Source organism: Streptomyces sp. NBC_00285 (assembly GCF_036174265.1).
GTDB lineage: Bacteria > Actinomycetota > Actinomycetes > Streptomycetales > Streptomycetaceae > Streptomyces.
Window position 1 is genome coordinate 6,737,477 of the sequence record NZ_CP108055.1, and the last position, 26,072, is coordinate 6,763,548.

The following is a 26,072-nucleotide window of genomic DNA, read 5'->3' on the forward strand; positions in this document are numbered from 1 at the left end:
CGGATGCAGCCCGGCCGTGTCCTCGCCCCCGGGGCCACGGCCGGGTCGTGATCGATCGGAGACTCATGTCAGGCGCCCCGCCCCGCCGTAGCTCTCTGCACGTCGGAGTCCGGGTCCGGCGGACCGTCCTCCAGCCGGCCGAGCCTCTCGCGGGCCTTCTCGGCGTCCTGGTGGTCGAACTCCACGAAGATCGCCAGTGCCTGCCGCCAGCTGTCGCGGGCGGCCTCCGGTTCGCCGGCGGCCAGGTGGGCGTCACCCAGGTTGCCCAGAGTGTGACCCTCTCCCCACCGGTTGCCGATGTCCCGGTGTGTTCTGAGCGCCTGGTGGTAGTACTCGACGGCGTCGTCGTAACGGTGGAGCCGGCGGTGGGCCGTGCCGAGGATGTCGAGGGTGACGCCTTCGACCCAGCGGTTGCCGTTGGCGCGCAGGAGGTCCAGGGCCTGCTCCAGGCAGTCGACGGCCTCGTCGAACCGGCCGAGCCGCTGGTAGGCGTCGCCCAGGTTGCACAGGGAGATTCCCTCCCCCCAGGCGCTGCCGATGGCCCGTTCGATCACCAGCCCCCGGCGGATGTACTCGACGGCCCTGCCGAGCCGGCCGGACTGCAGAAACGCATCGCCCAGGTTGGACACGGCCGCCCCCCTGCCGCCCGCGTCCCCGAGCTCTCGGTAGGCGACCATCGACTGGGTGAGGTGGTCGATGGTCTCGTCGAGGCGACCCGAACCGCGCAGTGCGGCGGCCAGGTCCGCGAGACCCTGCGCCTCGCCCAGGCGGTCGTCGTCCGCGCGGGCGGCGGCCAGTCCCACCCGCGCGGTGTCGACCCAGTCGTGCGTATGGCTTCGAAGGTAGAAGAACCCCCACAGGACCGCGGGCAGTCGCCACGCGATACCCGGCAGGCCGGACCCGGCTGCCTGGTGCACCGCGGAGACCAGGTTGGCCCGTTCGGTCTCGCACCAGTCCAGAGCCTGGTCGTGCGTCCTGAACTCCAGGGGCCGGCAGCGGGCCGGTGGCGGTTCCAGGCCGATCCGGCGACGCTTCGGGGTGATGTGCGGGTAGGCGGCGTCAGCGGTGTGCAGATACCAGGCGAGCAGCCGCTCCATGGCCCGCTTCCGTTCCTGCGGCGTCTCCTCGGCGCGGACGCGTTCGGCGGCGTAGACGCGCAGCAGGTCGTGCAGGGTGTAGCGGCCCGGGAAGTACTCGGTCAGCAGGTGGGCGCGGGTGAGCTCGACGAGCAGACTGCGGGCCTCCCGCAGGGGGAGCCCGGCGAGGGCGGCGGCTGCGGGCGCGGAGATGTCGGGTCCGGAGTGTATGCCCAGCAGGCGGAACAGGCGCGCGGCCGGGGCGGACACCGCCTTGTACGACCAGGAGAAGACGGCCCGTACGTCGGTGGTGATGTCGTCGCCGCCGGTGAAGGCGTCGAGGCTGCCGTGGCTGTCGCGCAGTTCCTCGGCGATGGCGCTGAGCGGGAAGCCGGGGTGGGCGACGGCATGGGCGGCGACGATGGCCAGCGCCAGTGGCAGCCGGGCGCACCGGGTGATGATCTCGTCCGTCGCTTGCGGTTCCGCCGCCGGCCGGGCGGTGCCGAGACGGCGCGTCAGGAGGTCGTATGCCTCGGAGGGCGTCAACTGGTCCAGGGTCAGCGGATACGCCCCTTCGCCGGCGACCAGGCCGGTGAGCTGGTTGCGGCCGGTGACGATGACCAGGCAGCCGGGGGACCCGGGCAGCAGCGGGCGGACCTGTTCGGTGTCGCGGGCGTTGTCGAGGAGGACCAGCATCCGCCGCTGGGCGAGCATGCTGCGATAGAGCGCGGTCTGGGCGTCGAGGCCGGCGGGGATCCGCATCGGCGGGACACCGAGCGCGCCGAGGAAGGCGCGGATGGCCTCGTCCGGCGTCACGAGCGAGCCGGTCGGATCGAAGCCGCGCAGATTGACGTAGAGCTGTCCGTCGGGAAAACGGTCGGCTATCTCGTGCGCCCAGTGCACGGCCAGGGTGGTCTTGCCGATGCCGGCCATGCCGCCGATCGCACTGATCACCACCGTGGCCGGGGCCCCGCTCTGCTCCGGTAACAGTGCCCGGATCTGGTCGAGTTCGGCGGATCGGCCGACGAACGTCGGGAGGTCGGCGGGAAGTTGTGCCGGGCGGGCCGTATGCACGACGGCCGGGGAGGCGGGTGACACCGGGGAAGCCGGCCCCTCGGGCGGGCGGGGGTCCAGGGTCGCGTCGGCCGCCAGTATGCGGTCGTGCAGGTCCCGCAGCGGCGCGCCGGGTTCGATGCCCAGTTCGGCCACCAGGGTGCTCCGCGTACTGCGATAGGCGGCCAGTGCCTCGGCCTGCCTCCCGGACCGGTAGAGCGCCAGCATGAGCAGGCGGCACAGTTGCTCCCGCAGTGGGTGCTTGCCGGTCAACGAGATCAGTTCGGCGATCACTTCGCCGTGGCGTCCGCGTTCGACCTCGATGTCCAGCCAGGTCTCCAGCGTGGCCAGTCGCTGCTCGTTCAGCCGGGAGCCCTCGGACTCGGCCAGGGGGCCGAGGAGACCGCCCAGTGCCGCTCCCTGCCACTCGTCGAGCGCTGCGCGCAGCAACGTCGCGGCGGCGGACAGTTCCCCGGCGGCGCGCAGCTTCCTTGCCTCCGTGACCCGCTGCTCGAACACGGCGAGATCCAGGCCGTCCTCCGGCAGACGGACCAGGTACCCGTCCCCGACCGACACGACCATCCGTCGGGTCTCGTCCGCCCCCAGCCCTGGCTCAAGTACCTTGCGCAGGCGCGACACATAGGTCCGAAGGACGGACACGGCAGCCGTCGGCTGCTCCTCGCCCCAGACCGCGTCGAGGAGTTCGGCGAGTGAGACAGCGCGTCCTCGCCGCAACAACAGCGTCGCCAGGACGGCCCGCTGCTGTGGCGAACCGAGGTCCAGTTCCTGTTCACCCCGCCATGCCCGAACCGGCCCGAGCACGGCGAAACGCACGCAGTTTCCGTAGCCGCTCACCCTCTGACTGTACTCAACAGCCGTCCCACCACAGTCATCTGACGAAGCGCGCCCCTCTCGTCCCGGTCGTCGCTGTTCTGTCTCCGCGGGAATTGAACCGTTCCCGTACGGCGCCCGTTGCGACAGCCGGGGACTGTCACGGCGTTCCCGACCGGGGCCGTGCGGCCGGGAAGCGTCAGAAAGGAATTGCCATGAGCCGGGGTGAAGAGACGGACGAGCGGACCACGGGGGACGACCACGCCGTGTCCGGAGAACCAGTGGATCTCGGTAAGGCGGAATCCGCCGGGGACGTGTCCGAGCCGGCACCGCGCTACGCGGTGATCATCTCCGGAGACGGCTCGGCCGCGATCGACGGCGAACCCGTACCGGTGGCGGAAGGAACGGCGGTCGACGCCGCGATCCTCGACACACTGCAGAGGTACGCACGCGACCGGAACGCCACCGTGACGGCGACCATCTCCGACCCCTCGGCGGGGTACGTGGCGTTCGTCGAGGTCGCCCCCGACGGTTCCAGCAGCCTTCTGGAGCAACAGCAGGAGCAGGTGGGCGAGCCCACCGAACACGCGGGACGCGCGGAATCGTACGGACCCGTAGCGGAAACCGGCCTTTCCGGAGCCGCAGCCGGAGCCGCAGCCGAAACTGACGATGACGACGTTCTCGATCTCACCGAATCCGACGGCGAATCCGACGACGAACCAGACGACGAAGCCGAAGCCGAAGCCGAAGTCAGCGACGGTGACGGTGACGGTGACGACGATGACGATGACGACTTCGACGTCGAGGCGTACACACTGGAGCAGCAGCGGCAGCGCCGACTCACCGGGCCGCCCCCGCCCCTCGCCGCCCGACCGATCTCAAGGGTCGCCCTGGGGAACGGATCACGTCAGTCGGACGACGAGTACGGGTCCCCCGGGCTGCTCCACAAGCCGCTGGTCGTCGGGCCGGTGGCCCTCGGCGTGGCCGCCCTCGTCATCGTTCCACTGGTAATCCTGGGCAGTGGTGCCTCGGACGACGGAGGGCGCCAGAAACAGGCTGCGCGTTCGAGCGCCGAGACGAGCGGAATTCCTCAGGCCGAGAGGGCGGCGCCGACCGTCTCCTCCTCCGCGAGCAGACTGTCCCCACTGCCCAGCGTGACAGTCACCTCGCCGTCGGCCAGGCCGAAGCCCTCGAAGAGTGCGAAGGCCCCGAAGAGCGGGGGAGGGGCGGGAGAGATCACGGTCACCGTGACCGCGAAGCCCCCGCGGGCCACCGTGACCGCGAAGCCCCGGCAGGACACCGCCGCCACCGCTGTGAACCGGCTCCACCGCAACGACCCGTCCGGGCGGCACATCTGCTATCGCGCATACCTCTCCGGACAGGGCTGGCAGAAGCCCGTGTGTGACGGCACGCTGGCCGGAACGACGGGCGGAACCCATCCGATCAAGGCCCTCAACATCGCGGTGTACGGCGGCGGCGGCTCGGCCGCCAACGCCTTCGTGCACGACGCCCGGTCGACCGACGGCAAGGGCAAGTGGGCACCACAGTGGACCGCCGTCATCGGCGACGGCAAGAACAACTACATCGGCAGCACGAAGTCGAGCGCCCCGTACATGACGGGCTTCGCCATCAACATCGGCAGCGGCCACGTCTGCCGGAACGCCAAAGTCCACGGCTACGACTGGGGCAGTTCGGACTGCGCCGACCCACGCCCTGGCTTCATCTTCGGTGGCGCCCTTGAGAACACGCGCTGGCTCGAAGCCGTCAAGCTCTGGGTGTGAAGCATCGTCCCTGGGCGGAGCCGGAAACCGCGGAGACGGCCGGGGCCGCCACCCCCCACAGGAGAGGCCCCGGCCGTCGCGCGGAACGGGCCGCGCGGCGGCCCGTACTTCTGTCAGCGCCAAGAGTGCGGTTTCTGTCACACCGCACCGGGCCCCGCCCCAGGATCACGAGGTAGTTGCATTTTGTACGGACATGGACGAGCAACGGTTTCAGGTCGTAACGTGCCTTTCGCTCCGAGCGCGGAATGTGACTGATCAAACCGACTGTCGAACGATCACCACACCCCTCGACGGCTCGAAGCGGCGACCATCGATCGCGACCACGTATTGAGGATTCACGGGTGCTGGGGGACGACGCGGAGCTGACCGCCGCGGTGCTTGCGGCACAGGACGGGGACGAGAGCGCGTTCCGGACTGTGTACCGCGCCGTGCACCCGCGGCTGCTCGGATACGTCCGGACACTGGTCGGCGATCCGGAAGCGGAGGACGTGGCCTCAGAGGCCTGGCTCCAGATAGCCCGTGACCTGGACCGTTTCGAGGGCGACGCGGACCGTTTCCGCGGCTGGGCGGCCCGGATAGCCCGCAACCGGGCCCTGGACCACATCCGGATGCGCGGCCGCCGCCCGGTGATAGGCGGCGACGAGACCGAACTGACCGGGAAGCCCGCCGAGTCGGACACCGCGGGCGAGGCCATCGAGGCGCTGGCCACCGGCAGCACCCTTTCGCTCATCGCCCGGCTGCCCCAGGACCAGGCCGAGGCCGTGGTGCTGCGCGTGGTCGTCGGCCTGGACGCCAAGACCGCGGCCGAGACCCTCGGCAAGCGTCCCGGCGCGGTACGGACGGCCGCGCACCGGGGTCTGAAGCGGCTCGCCGAGCTCCTCGGCGAGGATCCGGAATCGGCCGGCGCGCTCGATGCCCTGCCACCCCAGCGAGAACCGCAGGACCGTGCGGTGACGTCCGCGAGTGTGACGCATACGCGTCCGCGGACGCAGAAGGACATGTGATGGCCGACGATCGCTGTGTCCATCCGGAGGACGCCGAGTCCGCCGGCGGCTCCGTCGCGGGCCGGGCCCCCGGCCGGTGGCTGGACGCGGAGACGGCCGAGCGCTTGCTGCGCGGCGAGTCACTGGAGAGCGTCGACGCGGCCTCCCGCGACCAGGCCGAACGGCTCGCGAAGACCCTGGCGGCGCTGACCGCGGAACCCATGTCGGCCGGCGTCGGACTGCCCGGCGAGGAGGCCGCGCTGGCCGCGTTCCGCAAGGTGCGCGCGGAACGTACGGACGACTGGGTGAGCCCGTCCTCGGGGGGCCGGCACCGGGCCGGGGACGGCGGACCCGCCGACGCCGGTCTCGTGCGGATCGGCGCCCCGGTCCACAAGTCGGCTCGCCGGCGCCGTCCCGTGCACTTCGGACTCGCCGCCGTACTGGCCGCCGGTGTGGTGGGCGGGGCCGCGGTCGTGGCCGCAACCGGAACGCCGGGGCCGTCCGGTGAGGACGATCCGGATCCCGGGACCTCGGTCTCGGTGACCGCCACTCCGGACCGCCCGTACCTCTCTCCTCCGTCCTTCGTCCCGGGGCTCACCCCGTCACCGGACGCCTCCCCCTCGGGCGAGGCCGGCTCGCCCGACACGGCACGCGGCGACGCCGGGGCGGGTTCCGGGGGCCTGCGTGTCCGTCCCGGCAGCGACTGGAACGGAGCCGCCTCGGCCTGCCGCGACATCGGCGACGGCAAGAAACTCGCCCCGTTCCGCAAGCGCTCCCTCGAGGACGCCGCCGGGGGCGCGCCGCGCGTGTGGACGTACTGCAAGGGCGTCCTGTCCGAGAGGGCCGAGGGAGGTACCAAGGCCGGCCCCGACGGACGCAAGGGCACCGGCAAGGGCGGGTACCAAGGCCGCGGCGACAACAAGGGCAACAAGGACAACGAGGGCGACGGCAAGAGCGGTCGGGGCGACGGGAACGGCGACAGCGGCGGTCAGTTCACGGCCCCCCGCAACAGCCTCCGGAACTCCAGCAGCGGCACGCCCAGCGGCAGCGGCACCACCTCTTCCGGCGTCCCGATCGCCTCGCACCAGGCAACGATGTCACCGGGCCCGGACCCGAGCCCGACATACAGCGCGCTCTGACCTTTACGAACCCCGCCGGCCTGCCCGTTCCGTGTCCGCCGCGGATCCGGTCGCGGTGCGTGTGACGTTTTCGGCCGCTGTGGCGCAGTAGTGAGTGAGCCGACTGGTCATCGGCCGTCGCACAGAGCCGGGGTTCCCCCCGTACCTACGGCTCGTGCACTCGGCGCGGGCGGGACACGTTCCCCCGGTCCCGTCCGCGCCCCTTACTTCCCTCGCGGCACTCACCAGTGGACGACGACCTTGTCGCCGTTCCGCACCTGGCCGAACAGGTCCGCGATCGCCGCCTCGTCCCTGACGTTGACGCAGCCGTGCGAGGCGCCCGCGTACCCGTTGGCCGCGAAGTCCGCGGAGTAGTGCACCGCCTGGCCGCCGCTGAAGAACATCGCGTACGGCATCGGGGAGTCGTAGAGCGTCGACACGTGGTGGCGGGACTTCCAGTAGATGCTGAACACACCTTCCCGGGTCGGTGTGCCCACCGAGCCGAAACGGACCGACACGGTCCGCATCGTCCGCCCGTCGATCATCCAGCGCAGTGTCCGGCTCGTCTTGCTGATGCACAGCACCCGCCCGGTCAGACAGCGCGCGTCCGGCGCGTCGGCCGGCTGCCCGCCCATCAGATACAGCTCCCACTTGCCCGGCTCGTGCGTCATCCTCAGCAGCCGCTGCCAGGTGACCGCGTCGGTCTTCCCCGTCCTCGGCAGCCCGCGCTTGCCCTGGAACCCCTCGACCGCCCGCTCGGTGAGGTCGTCGTACGACCCCGTCGGCCCGTCGTAGAGCCAGGCGACCTGACGCAGCCGGGCCTGGAGCTCCCGCACATCCCGCCCGGAGTCGCCGCGCGACCACAGCACGGCGGGCGCGGCGGAACCGGTCGGCGGTGTCGCGCTCGGCTTCCGGTCGTCCTCCGCGGGCGGCGTGCTGCGCTTGGGGACCTCGATCCGCACCGGCAGATGCCGTTTGCCGTCCCCGTCCCCGTCGGACCGCACGGTGCAGCCGCCGGCCACCGCCAGGACCAGCAGCGCGGCGGCCCCTCTCCCCATGGCTGTCCTCATGGCCGTACTCATGCCCGTACTACGCATCCGGACCCCCTGCCGTCTCACCCACATCCCCCGAGATGTCTCCCCGCGCAGGCCCGGTCGCGAACGACCCGGCGGCGTTCTGTACGGGACCGCAACACGGTGGTGGGCATGACGCGTGAGCCGGAGTCCGGACGGCCCATCGAACCCGTCTACGGTCCCGAGGACCTGGGGGCGCGGTCGCCGCCATCGAGCACGGTTTCCAGAAGGACGAGATCGAGCGCTCCGCCTACCGCGTCGCCCTGGAGACCGACTCCGGCGAGCGGGTGGTCGTGGGCGTCAACCGCTTCCGGCTCGACGAGGAGGAGCCGTACGAACCGTTGCGGGTCGACCCCGCCATCGAGGCCCAGCAGGCCGAACGCCTCACGAGGCTCCGCGCGGAGCGCGACCGGCCCGCGGTGGACGCGGCCCTCACCGCCCTGAAGAAGGCGGCCGAGGGCGAGGACAACGTCCTGTACCCGATGAAGGACGCGCTGAAGGCCTGTCGGAGTCCGTCGGCATCCGTGTCGACCTCTCGGTGGACACGCTCCTCGACGGCTGATCGCCCTCACGCTCCGAACCGGCCCAGGTGGTCCATGAGCCCGGCCGCCTGGTCACCGGCCCAGCCGACGTAACCGTCCGGACGCACCAGGAACAGCCCCTTTCCGTACGACGGCTGGTCGTCACCCGTGACCACCCGCACCGAGTCCGGCAGCCGCGGTGTCTCGACGCCGACCGCGACCAGCGTCCAGTGCGGGCCCCGGAACGCGTCGAAGAGGCGCACGCCGGCCAGCTTGCCGTCGGGGGCGCGGTCGCCCGCGCGGAGTCCGCCCGGTGCCGGGCGCGTCTCCTCCGTCAGGGACGACTCCCGGTATCCCAGGCCCAGTTGGCGGGTCGCCTCGCCCCGGCGGACCTCTCCTCGGTGCACGCCCGTCGAGATGCCGAGCATCTGCGCGGCGATGGGGCGGCGCTCCTCCTCGTAGGTGTCCAGGAGGGCGGCCGGGGCACCGGCCCGCAGCACCGCGCCCAGCTTCCACCCCAGGTTGTACGCGTCCTGGACGCTCGTGTTGAGACCCTGGCCGCCGGCCGGGGAGTGCACGTGGGCCGCGTCACCGGCGAGGAAGACCCGGCCGGAGCGGAAGCTGTCCGCGAGTGCCGCGCGGGGCCGGAAGTCGGAGGCCCAGCGGATCTCGGTCACCGCCTCGGGGGCGAGGTGGGATCGGGCCGCGACGACCTCGCGGACGGCGTCCAGGGAGAGGTTCACCCGCGTGCCCTCCGGGAACTGGGCCACGACCTGGAAGTCCTCCGTGCCGGCGAGCGGGCAGATCGAGAGATAGCCGGAGCCCTCCCCGCGGGGCGGGAAGATGTGCCAGTTGTCCCGGTCCAGGCCGGTGATGCGGGCGTCCGCGACGAGCAGCGGGTGGGGGTCGACCGTCTCGCCGGTCATGCCGATGCCGAGCGTGCGGCGGACGACCGAGCGCCCGCCGTCGGCGGCGACCACGTACCGGGCGCGGACGTCCTGGCCCGCCGCGAAACGTACGGTCACCCCCTCCGTGTCCTGTTCGAACCCCACGGCCTCCCGGCCGAAGGACACCCGCCCGCCCAGTTCCTCCAGCCGTGCGGACAGCACCTCCTGGGTGCGCCACTGGGGGACCATCCATGGCGCGTTGTACGGCGAGTCCTCCGTCGACTCGGCCGGGTCGAACATCCGGTGCTCGCCGACCCGCTCGCCGTCCTGCCAGACCATCCCGACGGGGTACTCGCCGCCGACCGCGAGGATCGCGTCGAGCACGCCGAGGTCGTCGAAGACCTCCATGGTGCGCGGCTGGAGACCCTTGCCACGTGAGCCCGGGAACAGCCGGTCCGCCTTCTCCACGACCAGCGCGTCCACACCGCGCCGGGCGAGGTCGATGCCGAGGGCGAGGCCGGTGGGGCCCGCGCCGACGATCAGTACGTCCGTGTTCACACTTATCTCCTTAACACTGTTAAGTGCCGTCGGCTCCGAGGGTGCCCTTAACGCTGTTAAGCTGTCAAGTGTGAGTACGGAGAAACGCCCGCCCCTCGACCGCGCGAGGGTCGCCGACACCGCCCTGAAGCTCCTGAACGAGGTCGGCCTCGACGGCCTCAGCCTGCGGGCCATCGCCAGGGAACTCGACGTCAAGGCCCCCGCCCTGTACTGGCACTTCAAGGACAAGCAGGCGCTGCTCGACGAGATGGCGACGGAGATGTTCCGGCGCATGATCGCCGGGGCCGAACTCGACCCCACCGACACCTGGCGCGAACGGCTGCTCAAGTCCAACCGCGGACTGCGCACCGCCCTGCTCGGCTACCGCGACGGCGCCAAGGTCTACAGCGGCTCACGCTTCACGGGCCTGGTCCACGTCGAGCAGATGGAGGAGACCCTGCGCCTGTTCACGGCCGCCGGTCTCACCCTCGCGCAGGCGGTCCGGGCCACGTCGACGTCGTTCTTCTACACCCTGGGCTTCGTCACCGAGGAACAGGGCGTGGAGCCCCTGCCGGGCGAGCGCCGGGAGGGGTTCGACGTGGTGGAACGCGCGCAGGTGATGGCCGGCTTCCCGTTGTCGGCGGCGGCGGGCGCGGAGATCTTCCAGGACTTCGACCGGCACTACGAGGAGGGGCTGGCCCTGGTGCTGGCGGGAATCGAGCAGCAGTACCGGCCTACCGCGCCCTGACCTTCCGCACCGCGCGTGTGACCACGGGCGGCAGCAGGTCCACGGCGATCCGGCGGGCCGGAGAGCGCCGCGGCCGCGGAGGAGGGCTCGGCGCGGCCACGGGCTCCACATAGTGCCGGGAGCGCGGGAACGACGGCGCCTGCATCTTCTGCGCCCGCGCCCGCACCAGCCGGTGACCGGCCGCCTCCTGCACACTCAGGCCGACGTCCGTGCGCTCCTGGAGCATGGCCAGCAACTCCTCCTGGACCGGCTCCGGATCGCCCCAGGTCGCGTACAGCTTCTGCGTGCTGAGGCAGATCGGCCGCAGATCGCGGTTGAGCACCGCCTCCCACACGGCGACCGAGACGCCCGGGGTGTGCTCGGAGCGGAAGTCGTCCAGGACGACGATCCCGTCGGGGAGCAGGATCTCGCGGGCGGCGCCGATGTCGCCGTACACGTGCTCGTACAGGTGCGACGCGTCGATGTGGACGAACCGGCAGGTGCCCGGCGCCACTTCGCCGGGGACGACCGAGGTGGGCCCCTCGATCACTCTCGGCAGGGCGTCGTGGAAGGAGAGGTAGTTCCGCTCGAAGGCCTGCCGGGTGAGGGAGGCGTACGACTTCGTGGTCTCCGCGCGGTTGGCGCCGTCCGGTGCCTCGCCCCCGAACAGGTCGCACACCGTGAACCGCTCGCCGTCCCGCAGGTGCTGCCCGAGCAGGATCGCGCTCTTGCCCATGTACGCGCCCAGTTCCAGCAGGTCACCCGGCTTCTCCTGACGTCGCAGGAACCAGCTGAACAGCATTTGGTCGAGCGGCGGGAACCACCCGGGTACGTCACGGAATTCACCGGGATACGTGTACGTCTGCTGTGCGTCACCCATGAGTCCAGTCTGCTCACCCGGCGGCTGTCGCGCGGGCGGAGAAGCGAACGCCAGGTGAACAGCTCCGCACGCCTTGGTTCAGCGTGCCTTGCCGAGCGCCGTACGCAGTCGTGGGGCCAGCGGCTTCTCGACGAACCGGTTCATGAGCCAGGCCAGCGACAGCATCACGGCGATCGTCAGGGCGAAGGTCACCGACGACGGGAGGCCCAGACTGCGGTGCAGGGCGTGGACGACCACCCAGCCCAGGTGTTCGTGGACCAGGTAGAAGGGGTACGTCAGCGCCCCGGCCACCGTCAGCCAGCGCCAGTTCGCCCAGCCCAGCCAGCCCAGCGCGATCGCCGCGACCGCGATGAAGCCGAAGGCGACCACCAGCACGATGCCCAGCGAGGTGCGGTGCGCGAAGGCGTTGGGGTCGGACACGTTCCACAGCGACTTGACCGCGTAGTGCTGCCCGATCAGGAAACTGACCACCACGATGCCCCACGCGTACACGTCCCGCCGGTCGCGGTGGACGAGGTAGAGGCCGACGCCGCCGATGAAGAAGGAGGCGTACTCCGGCATGAACACCATGTCGAGCAGCGGCTGGTGCAGGGTCTGGGTGATCGCCGCCGCCAGTGTCCAGCCCGCGCAGAACATGACGACCCGGCGCCGGGAGGCCCCGGGCAGGACCACGCACAGCGCGAACAAGGCGTAGAAGCGGACCTCCGCCCACAGCGTCCAGCAGACACCCAGCACCCGGTCGACGCCCAGCGGCATCTGAAGCATCGTCATGTTCACCATGACGTCGCTCGGCGACAGTGCTTTGTAGGCGACCGCAGGCAGCGCGAACACCGCCGTGACCAGCAGGACGGCCGCCCAGTAGGCGGGAAACAGCCGGGAGACACGGGAGGCGAAGAACGACTGCAGGGTCCGGCCCCAGCCGCTCATGCAGATCACGAATCCGCTGATCACGAAAAAGACCTGGACGCCGAGGCAGCCGTAGGAGAAATAGGTGTGCAGCGTCGGGAACTGGTGTTGTGCGGAATTTCCCCAGGCCCGGGTGATGTCGCCGCCGCGGCCGCCGTAGTGGTACGCGGCCACCATCAGCGCGGCCACCAGTCGCAGTCCGTCCAGGGCCCGCAGCCGGGTCTCCCGGGGGCGTGGTGCGGGCAGTGGCCCTTCCGGCCGCCGGGGCAGGTCGGGTGCCGGCCGGACGGTCATGCTGGTCACGGATATCCCCTTCGCAAGCTCTGAAGAGCCTAAGTGACTGCTGTGGACGCGCCCAGCACGTTAGTCCGAATCACGGGGATGTCTTACTCGCCGGACCAACGATTGGCCTTCTGGTCCCGGTGAGTTCACCTGTATGTCGTTTTGGCTTCCTAAGTTCGCCCACAATCCCCTCACGTTGCAGTAAACCCATGAACTTGCCTTTGCTTTGGTGAGAAAACAACAGGAGTGCCATGACGACGGTCCAGAAGAGACGTGCACGCGCGCGTGGCGGGGAGCTGGACGAATGCCTGCGCGCCTGCGCGGCGCACAGCGGCAAGATCGTGGGCAGCGTCGACCGCCGCCGCGTGGAACTCGGTGAACAGCTGCGCAAGTTGCTCGTCGTGTGGGGGACCACCGCCACGGCCGCCCCGGCGACGCCCCCCACGTCCGGTGCGACCGCCTTGCTGAAGCGGGCCGTCAAGGGGGCGTCGAGCCCCTCCGTGAACATTCCGGCCGAGCTGCTGGACGTCCTGCTGGCCGTCGCCAACAAGGCACTCGAGTGCGGCTACGACGACGAGCTGAACCTCGCCCTGATCATCAGCGACACCGTCCTCGCCCAGCGGAAGAACTCCCGCGCCGGCTGGCGGCTGCGCGCCCGGCTCCTGGAGGCGCTCGGCGAGGAGACCGAGGCCCTGGAGGCGTACGAGAAGTACCTGAGCCTCACCGACGACGACGGCTTCGGTGTCCGCGCCCGCATCGCGGGCCTGCGCATCGCGGGGGACAAGGAGCGCGAGCTGCTGGAGCTGCTCACGCGCCAGGTCCCCGGCGCCCGCGCCTTCTCCGGCCGCCCCGCCACCGACGTGTGGGCCGAGGGGCTGGCCGCGCACGCCGTCGCCGACTGGGCCGCGGCCGAGCCCCGGCTGGTGGGAGCGCTCCTCTCGCTGGCCGGCGAGAGCGCCCCCGTGCAGGAGCGCCAGGAACTGCTCAGTCAGTACCTCGACCTGCGCTCCACCGAGGACACCGATCTCACCGCCCTCACCGAGGCCGTCGAGCTCTACGCCGAGCAGCGCCGCAACCGCATGCGCGGCCCGGTCGACGACCCCACCGTCGGCGGCGTGCAGTGGATCACCCTGGGCGAGTTCCGCAACCTGATCGCCGGCAAGTCGATCTGCCTGATCGCCAACTCCGGGCGCGTCGGCGCGAGTTCGATGGGCAAGGAGATCGACGCGTACGACATCGTCGTCCGCTTCAACTCGTACAGGATCGACCCGAAGCACACCGGCAGCAGGACCGACGTCCACGCCACGATCCACAAGCACGGCTTCAACTGGGACCAGCAGGTCACCACCCGGCTCGTCTTCGGCGGCGTCTCCGGCGACTGGAAGTACTCGCTGCGCAACCGCCTGGTGCCCGGCGCCCAGACCTACCTGGGCGACGAGTCGCTGCGCTGGCCCGTGCGCAACATCGGCAAGGTCTCGACCGACGTCTGGTCGGGCATCCCGACCTCCGGCTTCAACATGCTGTGGCTGCTGGACTTCCTCGACGTGAGCCCGAAGCTCGACCTGATCGGCTTCGACTTCTACGAGAGCGGCGCCTACCGACTCCAGGAGGCGATGAAGCTCGCCATCACATCCGTGCACGAATACACCAGCGAGAAGGCATGGGTCATGGAGCGGGCCCAGAGCGTGACCGACATGAGGATATCCCTGCGATGACCAGCAACTCCCTGATCGGGACCGCCGCCCCCCTGGCCCCGGTGACCGACGCGCACGCCCTCACCGGCAAGCGGAAGACAGCCTTCGCCAGCTTCGTCGACGAGAACTACCTGCCCGGCTTCCTCGTCCTGCTGCGCAGCCTCGCCCTGTCCAACCCGGGCGTGTGCGAGGACTTCGTCGTCCTCTACGACGACCTGCGCCCCGGTTCGATCGCCAAGATCCGTGCGCTGCACCCGCGGATCGTCCTCAAGCGGGTCGACGCCGACCACTACGACGCGTACAAGAAGGGCGACCAGGACAACTACCTGGTCCGCAAGGCGTACTTCATCCTGGACGTCTTCAAGCTGCGCGAGTACGACACCGTCATCACCCTCGACACCGACATGGTCGTCCTCGGCGACCTCGGTGAACTCCTGCGGCTGCGCGAGGGGTTGGCGGCCGTCCCGCAGTTCTTCTACGGACAGCACAAGCTCAACTCCGGCCTGCTGGTCATCCAGCGCGAGTACCTGAGCGACGCGTTCTGCGCGAAGCTCGACACGTGCGGCCGCTCCGGCGACTACGAGCTCGACAAGCACGACCAGGGCATCCTCAACGCCGTCCTGGACGGCGACTTCGTCCGCCTCGACGCCCGCTACAACTTCGTCAAGCGACGGCTGTCGGGCGACCTGCCCGTCCCCGACGACACCGCGATCCTGCACTTCACCGGCCGCCACAAGCCCTGGCAGGGCGGTGAGACCGGCTACAGCCGGGCCGAGGAGCGCTGGCGCGAGTTCGAGCTGTCCGACGCCGAGTTCCAGGCCGCGTACATGGAGTCCCCCGGCGGCCTCCACCACGACCTGGTCGTGCACTACGGCACCCCGCACGTGGCGCGCACCGCGGACGTCGAGGTGGCCCGCAAGGTGGCCGCCGCCCACATCGCGTCCGGCGACTACCAGCACGCCGTCGACATCCTGAGCAGCGTCCGCATCCCGCTCGACGAGGCCTGGCCGCACGAGGTCCTCGGTCACGCCCTGATGAGCGTCTCCCGCTACGACGAGGCCAGGACACAGCTCCTGCTGGCCGCCGCCGCCCCCAACCGGGCCGCCACCGCGTACGCCCGCCTCGCCCAGATGGCCTGGGTGAGCGGCGACAACACCGAGGCCCTGCGGCACGCCACCGCCGGCATGTCCGTCGACCCGACCCACCGTTCCAGCCGGCTGTGGGCGCAGCGCGCGGCCGCCGTGCCGGCACAGGAACTGGGCGCCCCCGAGGACCAGTTGGCGCACGTCGCCTTCTACATGGACCGGCAGGGCAACGCGGGCGACAAGCTCCTCCCGGAGAGCGTCCGCTCCGCCTTCGGCCCGGACACCACCTCGCGCCGCTGGCACCCGGTGCACGCCCACCGGCTCTTCGACGAGGCCGCACTCCAGCGGGTCAACCGGCGCCGGGGCATGGTCATCGGCGGGGGCGGCCTGTTCATCCCGGACACCATGCCCAACGGCAACAGCGCCTGGCAGTGGAACGTCCCCGACGAGCTCCTGAAGCGCATCGACGTACCCATCGCGGTCTTCGCGGTGGGCTTCAACGCCTTCGACGGCCAGTCCTACCGCGCGGGCCGCTTCCGCGACTCGCTCCGGCTCCTCGTCGAGCAGTCCTCCTTCTTCGGCCTGCGCAACCACGGCTCGATCGAGAAGGTCCGGGCCATGGTCCCGTCCCACCTCCACGACAAGATCCGCTTCCAGCCCTGTCCGACGACGGTCACCCGCCAACTGGTCCCCGGCTGGCAGGACCCGGTGAAGCGCGACGACACGATCCTCCTCAACGCCGCCTACGACCGCGCGGGCCTGCGCTTCGGCCACGACTACGACTACTTCCTGGCCCAGATGGCCAAGGCCGTCCGGGACCTGGGCGAGCTGGCCGAGGTCCAGTGCGCGGCGCACTCACTGGACGACGAGAAGATCGTCTTCGACCTGCGGCGCGAGCACGGCATCTCGATGCCCGTCATCCCGATGTACGACTTCGACAACAAGGCGATCCTCGACCTCTACGCCCGCACCAAGCTGGTCATCGGCATGCGCGGTCACGCGGGCATGATCCCCTTCGGCTGCGGCACGCCGATCATCAGCCTGATCTCGCACCCGAAGATGGCGTACTTCCTGCGGGACATCGAGCGGCCCGAGTGGGGTGTCTCGGTCCACGACCGGCATCTCGCCGCCCGTCTGGTGGAGCGCTCGAAGGAGCTGCTCGCCGACCACGACGGGTCGGTCGCCGACGTCCACGGCCGCCAGCAGGAGCTGTGGAAGGTCACCGAGGCCAACGCAGCCGACCTGCGGGTCCTGCTGGGCGGCTGAGCACACCATGACGACGACACTGGCCGGCGACACGTCCGTACGGCCCACCGCGCCCGGCGGCCGCCGCTCACCCCTCAGGTGGGCGGCGGTCGCCGTGCCGTCCGTGGCCGCCGTGGTGTACACCGTGCTCACCCGCGGTCTCACCGGCGACCTCCACTACGTCCTGGCAGCCCTGCGCACCGGCCGCGCGGCCGGCTACTCCCCCTCCGAGGTCTTCACCCACCGCCCGTACTTCTACCGGTGGTTCGTCGCACTCCTGGACCGGCTCGCCTTCTTCGGGGGTACGGCGGTCCGCGAGGCGGTGATGAACGCGGCGGGAGTCCTGCTCGCCGCCGCCGCGGCCTACGCCCTGTACGTGGCACTGCAGCGCCGGGTCACGGTCCGCGAGGCAGTGCTGACGGCCGGTGCCACCGGGCTCGCCCTGGCCCTCGCTCCCCGCAACGACTTCCTCCAGCCGGAGTGGGCGGCCGTCGTCCTCACGGTGTTCGGCGCCGCCGCCGCCCTCGGCCCGCGGCGGCCCTGGCCCGCCGCCCTGCTCGCCGCGCTCCCGCTGGGCCTCGCGGTGATGATGAAGTACTCCACCGCCGCGACCGCCGCGATCGGGGTGCTCCTCGTCTACGCGGTCGACCGGGGCCGGGCCGTACGCATCGCCGCGGCCGGCATCCCTGCCGCCCTGGCCCTGTTCGGGCTGAGCGCCCTCGCCGGCACCCACGAGTGGCAGTGGACCGAGGACATGCCGCAGATCAACCAGTCCGCGCTGAGCCGGACCGGCATCCACCCGCACTTCATCCTCGGACGCACGGTGGACTTCCTCGCCGACCGCGCGGTCACCAGTCCGGTGCTGCTGCTCCTGCCGGGCGCGCTGCTGCTCGTCCTGACCCGGGTGCGGGGCCGGCTGCGCCGCACCGAACTCCTCGTGATCGCCGTGCTCATCGGCCTCGCCGCGCAGGCCGTCGTGGTCGTGCAGGGCAACTGGTTCCTCTACCACGGCGCGCAGATGCCCGTGGTGGCGGCGGTCGTCTGGGGCGTCGCGGTGGGCGGCACGCGCAGGTCCCCGCCCTGGTGCTTCGGGGCGGTGTCCCTGCTGTACGGCGTACTGCCGGTGGTGTACGCCCAGTTGCCCGGTAGGTTCCAGCGGCCGTGGGAGGTCTGGGCGGCCGGCCTGGTCGCACTGCTCGCGGCCGCGGTGGACGTCCTGCTGGAGAAGCGGCTGAGGAACCGCTCGGCCGTCCTGGTCGCCCTGTCCGGCGTCGTCCTGCTGGCCGCGAGCATCTGGCCCGGCTCCCCGCACCTCGTGCTGCACGGCAAGGTCACCGTCACCGGCTCCGGGTACCTGGAGCAGCAGCGGCGCACGGCGGACCAGGTCGACCGGATCGCCGCCGAACTGCCCGCCGGCGTCCCGGTGCTGTACCTGGCGTTCGGCGAGACGGCGTACGACCTCGACCACCCGGCCCAGTGCCGCTACCCGATCGCCACGTTCCTCCAGCGCACCCGCTACCTGCCGGACGTGGCCGAACTGAAGTCGTTCAAGGAGAACGCCGACTGCGTCGACCACGACCCGGCCCCGTACGCGGTGCTGGAGCGGCCCTGGTTCCAGCCGGGCCACGTCGACCCGCAGCTGTGGCGCCGGATCACCGCGGTGTACGACTGCCCCGCCGGGGACCCGGGGGAGCGGCTCGTGCTGTGCGTCAGGCGTTGAGCCCGAGTGAGGCCGTGACCTCGCGGGCCATCGCCACCGAGTAGCTCTGCCCCCGGTCCTGCGGGTAGATCTGCGCCATCGTGGCCAGCGTGACCCGGCTCATGGGCGTCTCATGGGCCGGGATCAGCGCACGGTACTCGGGCGTCACCACCGGCTGGGCGAACCCGGCCTTCGAGAAGTGCCAGTTCTGGATCCAGGACTTCTCGAAGGCCGGGTTGATCCGCTTCAGGTACGGCACGAACGAGTCGAGCAGCTCGCCCGGGTCCGTGGTGAACCGCGGGTCCTCGCGCTCCACGTAGTTGCCGACGTAGAGGATGTGCCGGCCGCCGTAGACGGACGGATCGATCATCTTCGTGTGCTCGACCACCGCGAGGAAAGGGAAGTCCGGCTCGTTGATGTTGAGCCAGTAGTACGGGATCGCACTGCGGTCCAGCTCCAGGACGAAGCATGTGGCGCCCAGGTACTGGTTCTTCCACAGTGTGCTGTCGTCGGGCAGCCCGGCCGCCTTCGCGAAAGCGGGCTGCGGGGTGGTGACGATCAGCCGGTCGAATCCGTACGACGATCCGTCCGCGCAGGTCACGACGGCCTCGTCGGCCCCGTCCTGCCGGATCGACTCCACCGACTTGCCGAACTCCACCTTCCCGCCGTGCTCCTCGATCCCGTCCCTGAGCGCCGCGTACACCCGCTCGAACCCGCCGTCCACATAGCCGAGTTCGAAGGTCCTGCAGTGGATCCGCGCCCACAGCCAGGCCATCGACACCTGTTCGGCGCGCTCCCCGAACTTGCCGCGCAGCAGCGGCTCCCAGATCGAGGCGGTGGCCTTCTTGCCGGCCCACTTGCGCAGCCAGGCCAGCGCGGTGAGGTCGTTGAAGCGGTCGCCCTTGCGGACCGCCTTCAGGGCCGCCGACGAAGCGGCGAAGCGTACGGCGTCCACCGGGCCGAACTCCGGGAAGCGCAGCATGTCGAAGGGCGTGGTGAAGTCGATCAGCTTCCCGCCCCGGTAGATGCCGGTGGTCGGCCGGTGGAAGCGCAGCGCGTCACCCAGCCCCAGCTCCTCGATGAGCGCGATCATCGCCTTGTCGCTGCGGAAGATGTGGTGGTAGTAGCGCTCCAGCGGGACCCCGCCGATCTCCAACGACGCGGCCAGGCCGCCGAGTTCGTCGGCCGCCTCCAGGACGGTGACCTGATGGCCGGCGCGTACGGCGTCCCAGGCGGCGGTGAGGCCGGTGGCGCCCGCGCCGATGATGCCGAGGTTCATGCGAAGCTCCACTTTCTGTTGAGCACGAACTGCAGCGCCAGGACCAGCGGCAGCGAACCCGCCTTGATCAGGTTGGCGTCGATCCCCAGACCGTCGGTGAAGGCGAGGAAGAGCAGGTTCGTCAGGACGATGCCGGTCAGGCCGACGGCGTAGAACCGCAGGAAGCGCACGACGAGACGGTCGCGGCGCTCGAAGGTGAACCGCGCGTTCAGCACGAAGTTGTTGGCGATGCCGAGCGTGGTGCTGATCGCGTTGGCGAGCTGCTCGTCCATGCCGGCCGTGTTGTGCAGCAGCAGGAAGACGACGAGATCGATGGCCACCCCGCTGCCGCCGATCAGGGTGTAGCTGAGCAGCTGCCGCGAGACGCGCCGCCGGTCCGGTGCGGTGGCCGTCGTCGAGGTGGTGTCAGCGGTCACCGTCGCCGCCGATCACGTCACGCACCAGATACAGCGGCCGGCCCTGTGCCTCGCTGTAGATGCGCCCTATGTACGCGCCGATGACCCCCAGCGACAGCATCTGCGTGCCGCCGAGGAACAGGACGACGCACATCATCATCGTCCAGCCGGAGACGGTGATGTCGGGGCGGAAGAACTTCATGGCCAGCGCGTAGAGGATGCCGAGCAGCGACAGCGCGAGCACCACGAAACCGAGCCGGGTGATCATCTTCAGCGGTGCGGTGGAGAAGCTGGTCATGCCGTCGATCGCGAGGCGGGCCATCTTGCGCAGCGGGTACTTCGTCTCGCCCGCGAACCGTTCGTCGCGGTCGAAGGCCACCTCGGTCTGCCGGTAGCCCATCGAGGCGACGATGCCGCGCACGAACCGGCTGCGCTCACGGTACTTGCGCAGCTCGTCGGCGACCCGCCGGTCCAGGAGACGGAAGTCCCCGGTGTCCAGCGGGATGTCGACGTCGGTGGAGGAGCGCAGGACCCGGTAGTAGAGGTGGGCGGTGGCCCGCTTGAACGCGGTGTCCTGCCTGGACCGCCGGCGCGCGTGCACGATCTCGGCACCCGCCCGCCAGGCGTCGACCAGCTCCAGGCTGACCTTCGGCGGGTCCTGGAGGTCGGTGTCCATCACGATCACCGCGTCGCCCTGCGCGAGGTCGAGCCCGGCGGTGATGGCGATCTGGTGCCCGAAGTTGCGGGCGAAGTCGACGACCCGGACCCGTTCGTCGTTCTTGGCGAGATCCCTGAGGATCGCCAGTGAGCCGTCGCCGGAGCCGTCGTTGACGTACAGCAGCTCGTAGTCGAACTCGGGGCGTTCGGCAAGGGCCGCGGCCAGCGCGGTGTGGAACGCCTGGATGCCGTCTTCCTCGTCGTAGACGGGGAGGACGTACGAGACGAGGGATCGGCGGACGGGCTGCCGTTCCGGCGGTGCCGGCTGCGCCGGGACGACATCGGGTATGCGTGGTCGAACGTCCTGCTGGGCCATTGGGAGAAGCTATGGAAGGTCTGTGAACGTCCGTCGAACTGGCCGTGGCCGGGAGCCGTCCGCCCCCTTTCGCTTCCCTCCCACCTCTGCCTCCGGCCGGCCGGCGGGTCAGTCGTTCGGCGTGAACAGCAGGTTCCGCGTCTTGGGCGGCCGGGGCGCGTACCAGGGGACGAGTGTGCCGTCGTGCTCGGTGATCCAGTGGCAGTCGTAGCCGAGGGAGTCGAACTCGGCGAGGAGGATCTGCATGTCCACGTCCCGCAGCGCTTCGAGCAGCACGGTCGGCCGGTCGCGCTTGAGGACCTGGCGGGCTCCCTCCAGGACCGACAGCTCGTGCCCCTCGACGTCGATCTTCATGAGGTCCAGCTTGGTCTCGGCGAACACCTCGTCGAGGCACAGCAGACGGATCCGCTTGTGTTCGGCGTCGGCCGCGCCGCCTTCCAGGGTCGAGCCCGTGGACAGGAGGTTGCCCGCGAAGCGGACGCTGATCTCGGCCCAGCCGGCCGCGCTGGACACGCCCGCCTGGTGGAGTCTGATGTTCTGGGCGCCGTTCGACCGGACGTTCACCGACAGCCGGGCGTGGATCTGGTCCACGGGCTCGAAGGAGTGCACCTTCGCCTTCGGGTTGGCGAGGGCGGCGATCATGGAGAAGTAGCCGACGTGCGCCCCGACGTCCGCGATCGTCGCGCTCGTCGCGCTCGTCGCGGCGAGCCGGGACCAGGTGGCGAGGCTGCCGGGCTCGTAGCCGAACCGGCCGTTCCACAGCGTGTCCAGGCCGACCGCGTCGTCATTCACGCAGAACATCAGAAAAGGCGGGCAGTAAGGGGAGTCGATCTCCACATAGCCGCGATAAGGGAACTTCTTCCGGTGGATCCGGATGATGTCGCTGGTGGCCACCGGCCGGACCGATGGTGCGTGCGCCAGCATGCGGGCGTTGGATTCTTCGAGCTGGGTGATACGCATTCCGCGATCGTAGGGGCGCCCCGTGGGATTGTCACAGGTCCTGCACATATCGAAAAGGCCAGGTCAGTAGCTTATGACCTGGCCTTTTCCGAAGGGGTCGCACACGGGATTCCCGTCGTTCACCCATTGTTTCGCTCAGCGTTTCACGGCCTTCTTCAAAGCCCGCGCCCTGCGCACCATCCGGCGCGCGGTCGCGTTGTGGGGCAGGAAGCCCAGGCGCTTCGGGATGCCGCCGGGCAGACCGAGCGAGGTCAGGCGCTTCTTCCTGAAGTAGCGCCGGGTGCGCGGGCCGAGGTGCTTGGCGAGATAGCGTTCCGCGGCCGGGCGCAGTGATGGGTGGATCTGCGGCTGCAGAGTGAAACTCAGCGCTGCGACCAGGGCGTTGAGCGTGTCGGCCGGGACCGACTCCTCCCCCTTGCGGCCCTCCAGGTCCGGCAGTACCGCGTCGGCCAGCACCACCGGGACCCGGTTGCTGTTCTGGTAGGGCGTCAGCCGCTGCAGCAGCTGGTCGGTGCCGATGCGGGCGGCCGGCAGGTCGTAGAGCGCGGAGGCCGTGAACAGCGCGGTGGAGAAGCAGCCGACGACCAGCGCGGGCCGGGCCTCCTCGAACAGCACCTCGGCGAGCACGGGCGTGTCCAGGACGGTGAGGTCCACGCCGAGCGACTCGGCCTCGGCCTCCAGGGCGCGGCTGAAACGGGCCGGCGCGCTGGGGTGCGGCTTGAAGACGACCGAGCGGTGCCCCTTGGCCACCGCGCCCTTCAGCATCCGTACGTGCAGGTCCTCCTCCTCTTGTGGGGAGAGGATGTCCAGCGCGGAGAGGTACTGGCCGAGCAGCAGCGCCGCGTTGTCCGGCAGTGGCGGCAACTCCTCGACGGCCGCGGTGAGTTCACCCATCGCCTTCAGGAAGGCGGACGTCGGCACCACGACCGGCGGCACGTCGAACTCGGTCAGCAGCATCGGCGTGAGGCCCGCGATCAGGTCCAGGTGGAGCAGCCGCCGCACCCGCGTGCCGACCAGCGGGTCGAGCTTGTTGCGGGTGGGGCCGTAGCTCATCAGGCCGTCGGCGTAGACGTCGATGGGGGCGCCGGTGAACAGCTGGGCCACGGCGAGGGCGGGGGTGACCTGGATGGACTCCATGACCAGTTCGACACGGTCGTCGCCGAGTCCCCACAGCAGGCGCAGATAGCGCTCGAAGAGGGGGACGTCGTCCGGGCGGGGGGTCCAGGCGCCCGGGTGGAAGGGGCAGATGGCCTCGTTCCAGGACAGCACCGCGTCGAAGTGGTCGCGCAGCGGCGCGAAGCCCGGCATCTCGTCCAGCGGCGTCGAGGTCTCCGGTGTCGCCGTGTTGTTGAACACCAGCAGCACCCGGCGCTCGGCATCCTCGAAGAGGTCGGAGTCGATCGCGGCGGCCAGCGTGACCGCGCCGTACAGCGTGGACGCGCAGAAGATCTGCGTGGTGTGAGGGGTACGGGGGGACATCACGCGGCCGCCTTGGTAGAGGTGACCCGCCGCCGCAGTCGCCGCAGTGCGGCGGAGCGACGCAGGTCCATGGTGTCGAGTACGTCCCCGAGCGCGTCCTGCGGCATCCGTTTGATGGCCGCCGCGCACATCGCCCGCAGCTGCCTGGCCACGGACGGCTCCCACTTGGACTCGTCGGAGAGATGGTGGGCCATGATCGCGCAGTAGGTGCGCACCGCCTTGGGCAGCAGCCGGTCGGCGTCCGGGTCCGCGGCCGTCTCCTCGATGACCTGGTCGAAGGCACGGATGAAGTCGAGCTGGCGGGCGTCACCGATCTGGGTGAGGGAGGAGGCCACCCCACGCCGGTAGAACACGCCCAGCAGGCTCACCACGGCGAACGACTCGGCCTCGCGGTGCAGTTTCCAGATCCACGGCCGGTCCTCGGCCGTGCGCAGCCCGTCGGTGAAGTGCAGCAGGCCCCTGTCGAGGAGACGGCGGTGGTAGGCGCCCGCCCACGCGTACGCGTAGTCCACGGACGTCGAGCGGTCGGCGGGCAGGATCGACTCCCGCGGGTTCAGCACCTCGTTCCGCCGCCCGATCGGCACCCGGTGCACGGTGCGGGCGCGCGCGACGGTCTGCACATGGTCGGTGCGCACGAAGTCGCAACCCAACCCCTCGATGGCGGCGACCAGTTCCGTGAGATAGCCCGGCGCGAGCCAGTCGTCGCCGTCCAGGAACGTCAGGTACTCGCCCCGCGCCGCGTCCAGGCCGGTGTTGCGCGCGGTGGCGAGCCCTCCGTTCGTCTCGTGGTGGATGACCTGCACCTGGGCGACGTCCGAGAGCTCCTCGGCCGCACGGTCGAGAATCGCCGGAGTTTCGTCCTTTGATTTGTCGTTCACCAGCACGAACTCGAAATCTCGCCGCGCATTCAGGCGAAGACTCCGGAGGGTGTCCGGGGCGTATTGCTGCACGTTGTAGAACGGCACGATGACGGAGAGCTTGGGCACCCGCAAAACGCTAGAAGGCGGTCTGGCAGCGGAACTTTCCGGCAAAGAGACTGTGGGTGAACTCGGTGTGTCGGAACGGTGCATCCCGTGTACTTCCCGGTCTTCGGCGGGCCAGTTCGGCTCTCGGTGGGCTTTTGTTAACTTCTCGTTGATTCGCGGTTGGGCAGGACCTTGAAATTGGTTCCTAGCGTCTTCGTCGTGCCGCCAAGTACATCGAAGCCACTTCGAATCGCCGTCCTCGCGGACTCCGACACCCGCTGGAAATGGGGTGCGCTGACCGCCGACCGCATCGCCCCGGGTCCGTCCATGGAAGCCGGACCGCGAGGCGGGGCGCAAGTCGGTCTCGCGCTGGACGGATTCCTGCTGCGCGGCCGGGCCACGCCCACCGCACGCCAGCTCGAAGAGGTCGGGGTGCGCGCGGACTCCCTGCGGGAGGTCACCGCCGTCGAGTTCCTGCGCGCCATGGCCGAGACGTCGTACGACATCGTCGTCCTGGCCCTGGTCGGCGGCGGTGTGCAGGCGATGCTGCACGGGCTGAAGCGCGTGTGGGAGGGCCTCGAAAAGCGCCCCGTCGTCGTCACCGGCTACGTCGGCGTCGTCTACGAGAAGCTCGCCGACGGCCTCCTCCTGCGGCACGGAGCCGACCTCGTCCTCGCCAACTCCCGCCAGGACGCCGAGCGTTTCCGCGCGGTGTACGAGGGAGTGGGCGCGGACGCCTCGTCCGTGACCGAGGTGGCGCTGCCGTTCCTCGGGGGCGCGGCGTACGAAGGCGAACACGACCCGTACACCGTGGTGTTCGCGGTCCAGCCCTCGGTGCCGGACAACCGCAGGGACCGGGTGTACCTGCTGCAGCGGCTCGTGGCCCACGCCCGGCTGCATCCCGAGCGCGAGGTGCTGCTGAAGCTGCGCTCCAGGCCCGGCGAACACACCACTCACATCGAGGAGTTGCCGTACCAGAAGCTGGTCCAGCGGCTCGACCCGCCGGCCAACTTCCGCCTGGTGTACGGAAACATGGGCGAGGTCCTCGACCGCACCGACCTGCTGGTCACGATCAGCTCCACGGCCGCGCTGGAGTCGCTGCACCGCCGTATCCCCACGGTCGTCCTGACCGATCTGGGCGTGCGGGAAGTCCTGGGCAACCACCACTTCGTGGGCTCCGGCTGCCTCGCCTCCTGGGACCAGCTCGACGAGGGGTACCGCCCGGTGCCCGACGAGGAGTGGGTGGGCCGGCAGGGCGTCGCCGTCGACGGCTCGTACGCGCAGGCCTTCGACGCAGCCCGCGAGCGCATCACCAAGCTGCTGGCCTCGCCCGAACGGCCCCCGCTGACCCCGTACTACACGCCCACGACGGCCCCCGGCTACGTCCCTGGCATCCTCGCCCGCCACCACCTCGGCCCCGACGGCACGCCGTTGCCGGGCGCCCCCGCCCACGACAAGGAGCCGGGCCCGGTCCGCCAGATCGTCCGCCGCGCGGCACGCGGCGCCTACCGGCACGGGGTTCAGCGGGTGGCTCCGGTGATCCGGCGGATGGGGGAGCTGTGACCACCTTCCAAGGCCCTTCC

Annotated in this window: 19 protein-coding genes and 1 pseudogene; 9 read left to right on the forward strand and 11 right to left on the reverse strand. The window is 70.4% G+C overall.

The window, feature by feature from the left end; genetic code table 11:
- Window positions 1-68: 68 nt before the first annotated feature.
- Window positions 69-2,984: an AfsR/SARP family transcriptional regulator gene (locus OHT57_RS31305; protein WP_328749960.1), complete on the reverse strand. Its 2,916-nt coding sequence runs from the start codon at window positions 2,982-2,984 to the stop codon at window positions 69-71.
- A 191-nt stretch (window positions 2,985-3,175) separates the two neighbouring features.
- Here OHT57_RS31305 and OHT57_RS31310 point away from each other — a divergent pair, with 191 nt between their 5' ends.
- The 3 genes from OHT57_RS31310 (at window position 3,176) to OHT57_RS31320 (ending at window position 6,863) form a co-directional block, all read left to right on the forward strand.
- Complete coding sequence (locus OHT57_RS31310) at window positions 3,176-4,741, forward strand: hypothetical protein (protein WP_328749962.1); 1,566 nt, start codon at window positions 3,176-3,178, stop codon at window positions 4,739-4,741.
- A gap of 341 nt (window positions 4,742-5,082) precedes the next feature.
- Entirely contained in the window at window positions 5,083-5,745 is a 663-nt protein-coding gene (locus tag OHT57_RS31315; RefSeq protein ID WP_328749964.1) for an RNA polymerase sigma factor, read from the forward strand.
- A complete protein-coding gene (locus OHT57_RS31320; protein WP_328749966.1) occupies window positions 5,745-6,863 on the forward strand; it encodes a hypothetical protein in 1,119 nt (372 codons plus the stop codon). The genes OHT57_RS31315 and OHT57_RS31320 overlap by 1 nt, the downstream gene beginning before the upstream one ends.
- Before the next feature lie 221 nt (window positions 6,864-7,084).
- Here the strand turns inward: OHT57_RS31320 and OHT57_RS31325 are convergent, their stop codons facing one another.
- Complete coding sequence (locus OHT57_RS31325) at window positions 7,085-7,900, reverse strand: L,D-transpeptidase family protein (protein ID WP_328749968.1); 816 nt, start codon at window positions 7,898-7,900, stop codon at window positions 7,085-7,087.
- A gap of 206 nt (window positions 7,901-8,106) precedes the next feature.
- Here OHT57_RS31325 and OHT57_RS31330 point away from each other — a divergent pair.
- Window positions 8,107-8,418, forward strand: a pseudogene (locus OHT57_RS31330) (methylmalonyl-CoA mutase family protein); the annotation flags it as partial.
- 65 nt (window positions 8,419-8,483) lie between these two features.
- On the opposite strand, the gene OHT57_RS31335 reads toward OHT57_RS31330, so the two are convergent.
- Window positions 8,484-9,881: an FAD-dependent oxidoreductase gene (locus OHT57_RS31335; RefSeq protein WP_328749970.1), complete on the reverse strand. Its 1,398-nt coding sequence runs from the start codon at window positions 9,879-9,881 to the stop codon at window positions 8,484-8,486.
- A 70-nt stretch (window positions 9,882-9,951) separates the two neighbouring features.
- On the opposite strand from OHT57_RS31335, the gene OHT57_RS31340 reads away from it, so the two are divergent.
- Window positions 9,952-10,608 carry a TetR/AcrR family transcriptional regulator gene (locus OHT57_RS31340; protein WP_328749971.1) on the forward strand — a complete coding sequence of 219 codons (657 nt, stop codon included), beginning with the start codon at window positions 9,952-9,954 and terminating at the stop codon, window positions 10,606-10,608.
- On the opposite strand, the gene OHT57_RS31345 is transcribed toward OHT57_RS31340, so the two are convergent.
- Window positions 10,595-11,467 (reverse strand): class I SAM-dependent methyltransferase, encoded by an 873-nt coding sequence (locus tag OHT57_RS31345; RefSeq protein ID WP_328749973.1) that lies wholly within the window; start codon window positions 11,465-11,467, stop codon window positions 10,595-10,597. The genes OHT57_RS31340 and OHT57_RS31345 overlap by 14 nt on opposite strands.
- Window positions 11,468-11,545: 78 nt before the next feature.
- Window positions 11,546-12,667, reverse strand: a complete 1,122-nt coding sequence (locus tag OHT57_RS31350) for an acyltransferase family protein (RefSeq protein WP_328753377.1) — start codon at window positions 12,665-12,667, stop codon at window positions 11,546-11,548.
- Between the two features lie 239 nt (window positions 12,668-12,906).
- On the opposite strand from OHT57_RS31350, the gene OHT57_RS31355 reads away from it, so the two are divergent.
- The 3 genes from OHT57_RS31355 to OHT57_RS31365 are packed head-to-tail and all read left to right on the forward strand — an operon-like array spanning window position 12,907 to window position 18,399.
- Window positions 12,907-14,370 carry a glycosyltransferase family 29 protein gene (locus tag OHT57_RS31355; RefSeq protein WP_328749975.1) on the forward strand — a complete coding sequence of 488 codons (1,464 nt, stop codon included), beginning with the start codon at window positions 12,907-12,909 and terminating at the stop codon, window positions 14,368-14,370.
- Window positions 14,367-16,700 (forward strand): glycosyltransferase, encoded by a 2,334-nt coding sequence (locus tag OHT57_RS31360; RefSeq protein ID WP_328749977.1) that lies wholly within the window; start codon window positions 14,367-14,369, stop codon window positions 16,698-16,700. Before OHT57_RS31355 ends, OHT57_RS31360 begins: the two co-directional genes overlap by 4 nt.
- Window positions 16,701-16,707: 7 nt before the next feature.
- Window positions 16,708-18,399 carry a hypothetical protein gene (locus OHT57_RS31365; protein WP_328749979.1) on the forward strand — a complete coding sequence of 564 codons (1,692 nt, stop codon included), beginning with the start codon at window positions 16,708-16,710 and terminating at the stop codon, window positions 18,397-18,399.
- On the opposite strand, the gene OHT57_RS31370 is transcribed toward OHT57_RS31365, so the two are convergent.
- From OHT57_RS31370 to OHT57_RS31395, 6 genes are all read right to left on the reverse strand, one after another.
- Window positions 18,389-19,657 (reverse strand): NAD(P)/FAD-dependent oxidoreductase, encoded by a 1,269-nt coding sequence (locus OHT57_RS31370; protein WP_328749981.1) that lies wholly within the window; start codon window positions 19,655-19,657, stop codon window positions 18,389-18,391. The two genes, OHT57_RS31365 and OHT57_RS31370, sit on opposite strands and share 11 nt — an antisense overlap.
- On the reverse strand, window positions 19,654-20,073 hold the full coding sequence (locus tag OHT57_RS31375; protein ID WP_328749983.1) for a GtrA family protein: 420 nt from the start codon (window positions 20,071-20,073) through the stop codon (window positions 19,654-19,656). Before OHT57_RS31375 ends, OHT57_RS31370 begins: the two co-directional genes overlap by 4 nt.
- A complete protein-coding gene (locus tag OHT57_RS31380) occupies window positions 20,063-21,085 on the reverse strand; it encodes a glycosyltransferase family 2 protein (RefSeq protein ID WP_328749985.1) in 1,023 nt (340 codons plus the stop codon). Before OHT57_RS31380 ends, OHT57_RS31375 begins: the two co-directional genes overlap by 11 nt.
- A gap of 108 nt (window positions 21,086-21,193) precedes the next feature.
- Window positions 21,194-22,045, reverse strand: a complete 852-nt coding sequence (locus OHT57_RS31385; RefSeq protein ID WP_328749987.1) for an FkbM family methyltransferase — start codon at window positions 22,043-22,045, stop codon at window positions 21,194-21,196.
- A 135-nt stretch (window positions 22,046-22,180) separates the two neighbouring features.
- The gene (locus OHT57_RS31390; protein WP_328749989.1) at window positions 22,181-23,524 is read right to left on the reverse strand and encodes an alpha-2,8-polysialyltransferase family protein; all 1,344 of its coding nucleotides are present in this window, start codon (window positions 23,522-23,524) and stop codon (window positions 22,181-22,183) included.
- On the reverse strand, window positions 23,524-24,510 hold the full coding sequence (locus tag OHT57_RS31395; protein ID WP_328749991.1) for a glycosyltransferase family 2 protein: 987 nt from the start codon (window positions 24,508-24,510) through the stop codon (window positions 23,524-23,526). Before OHT57_RS31395 ends, OHT57_RS31390 begins: the two co-directional genes overlap by 1 nt.
- 198 nt (window positions 24,511-24,708) lie before the next feature.
- Between OHT57_RS31395 and OHT57_RS31400 the strand changes: the two genes are divergently transcribed.
- Entirely contained in the window at window positions 24,709-26,052 is a 1,344-nt protein-coding gene (locus OHT57_RS31400) for a DUF6716 putative glycosyltransferase (protein WP_328749992.1), read from the forward strand.
- The last annotated feature ends 20 nt before the right edge of the window (window positions 26,053-26,072 follow it).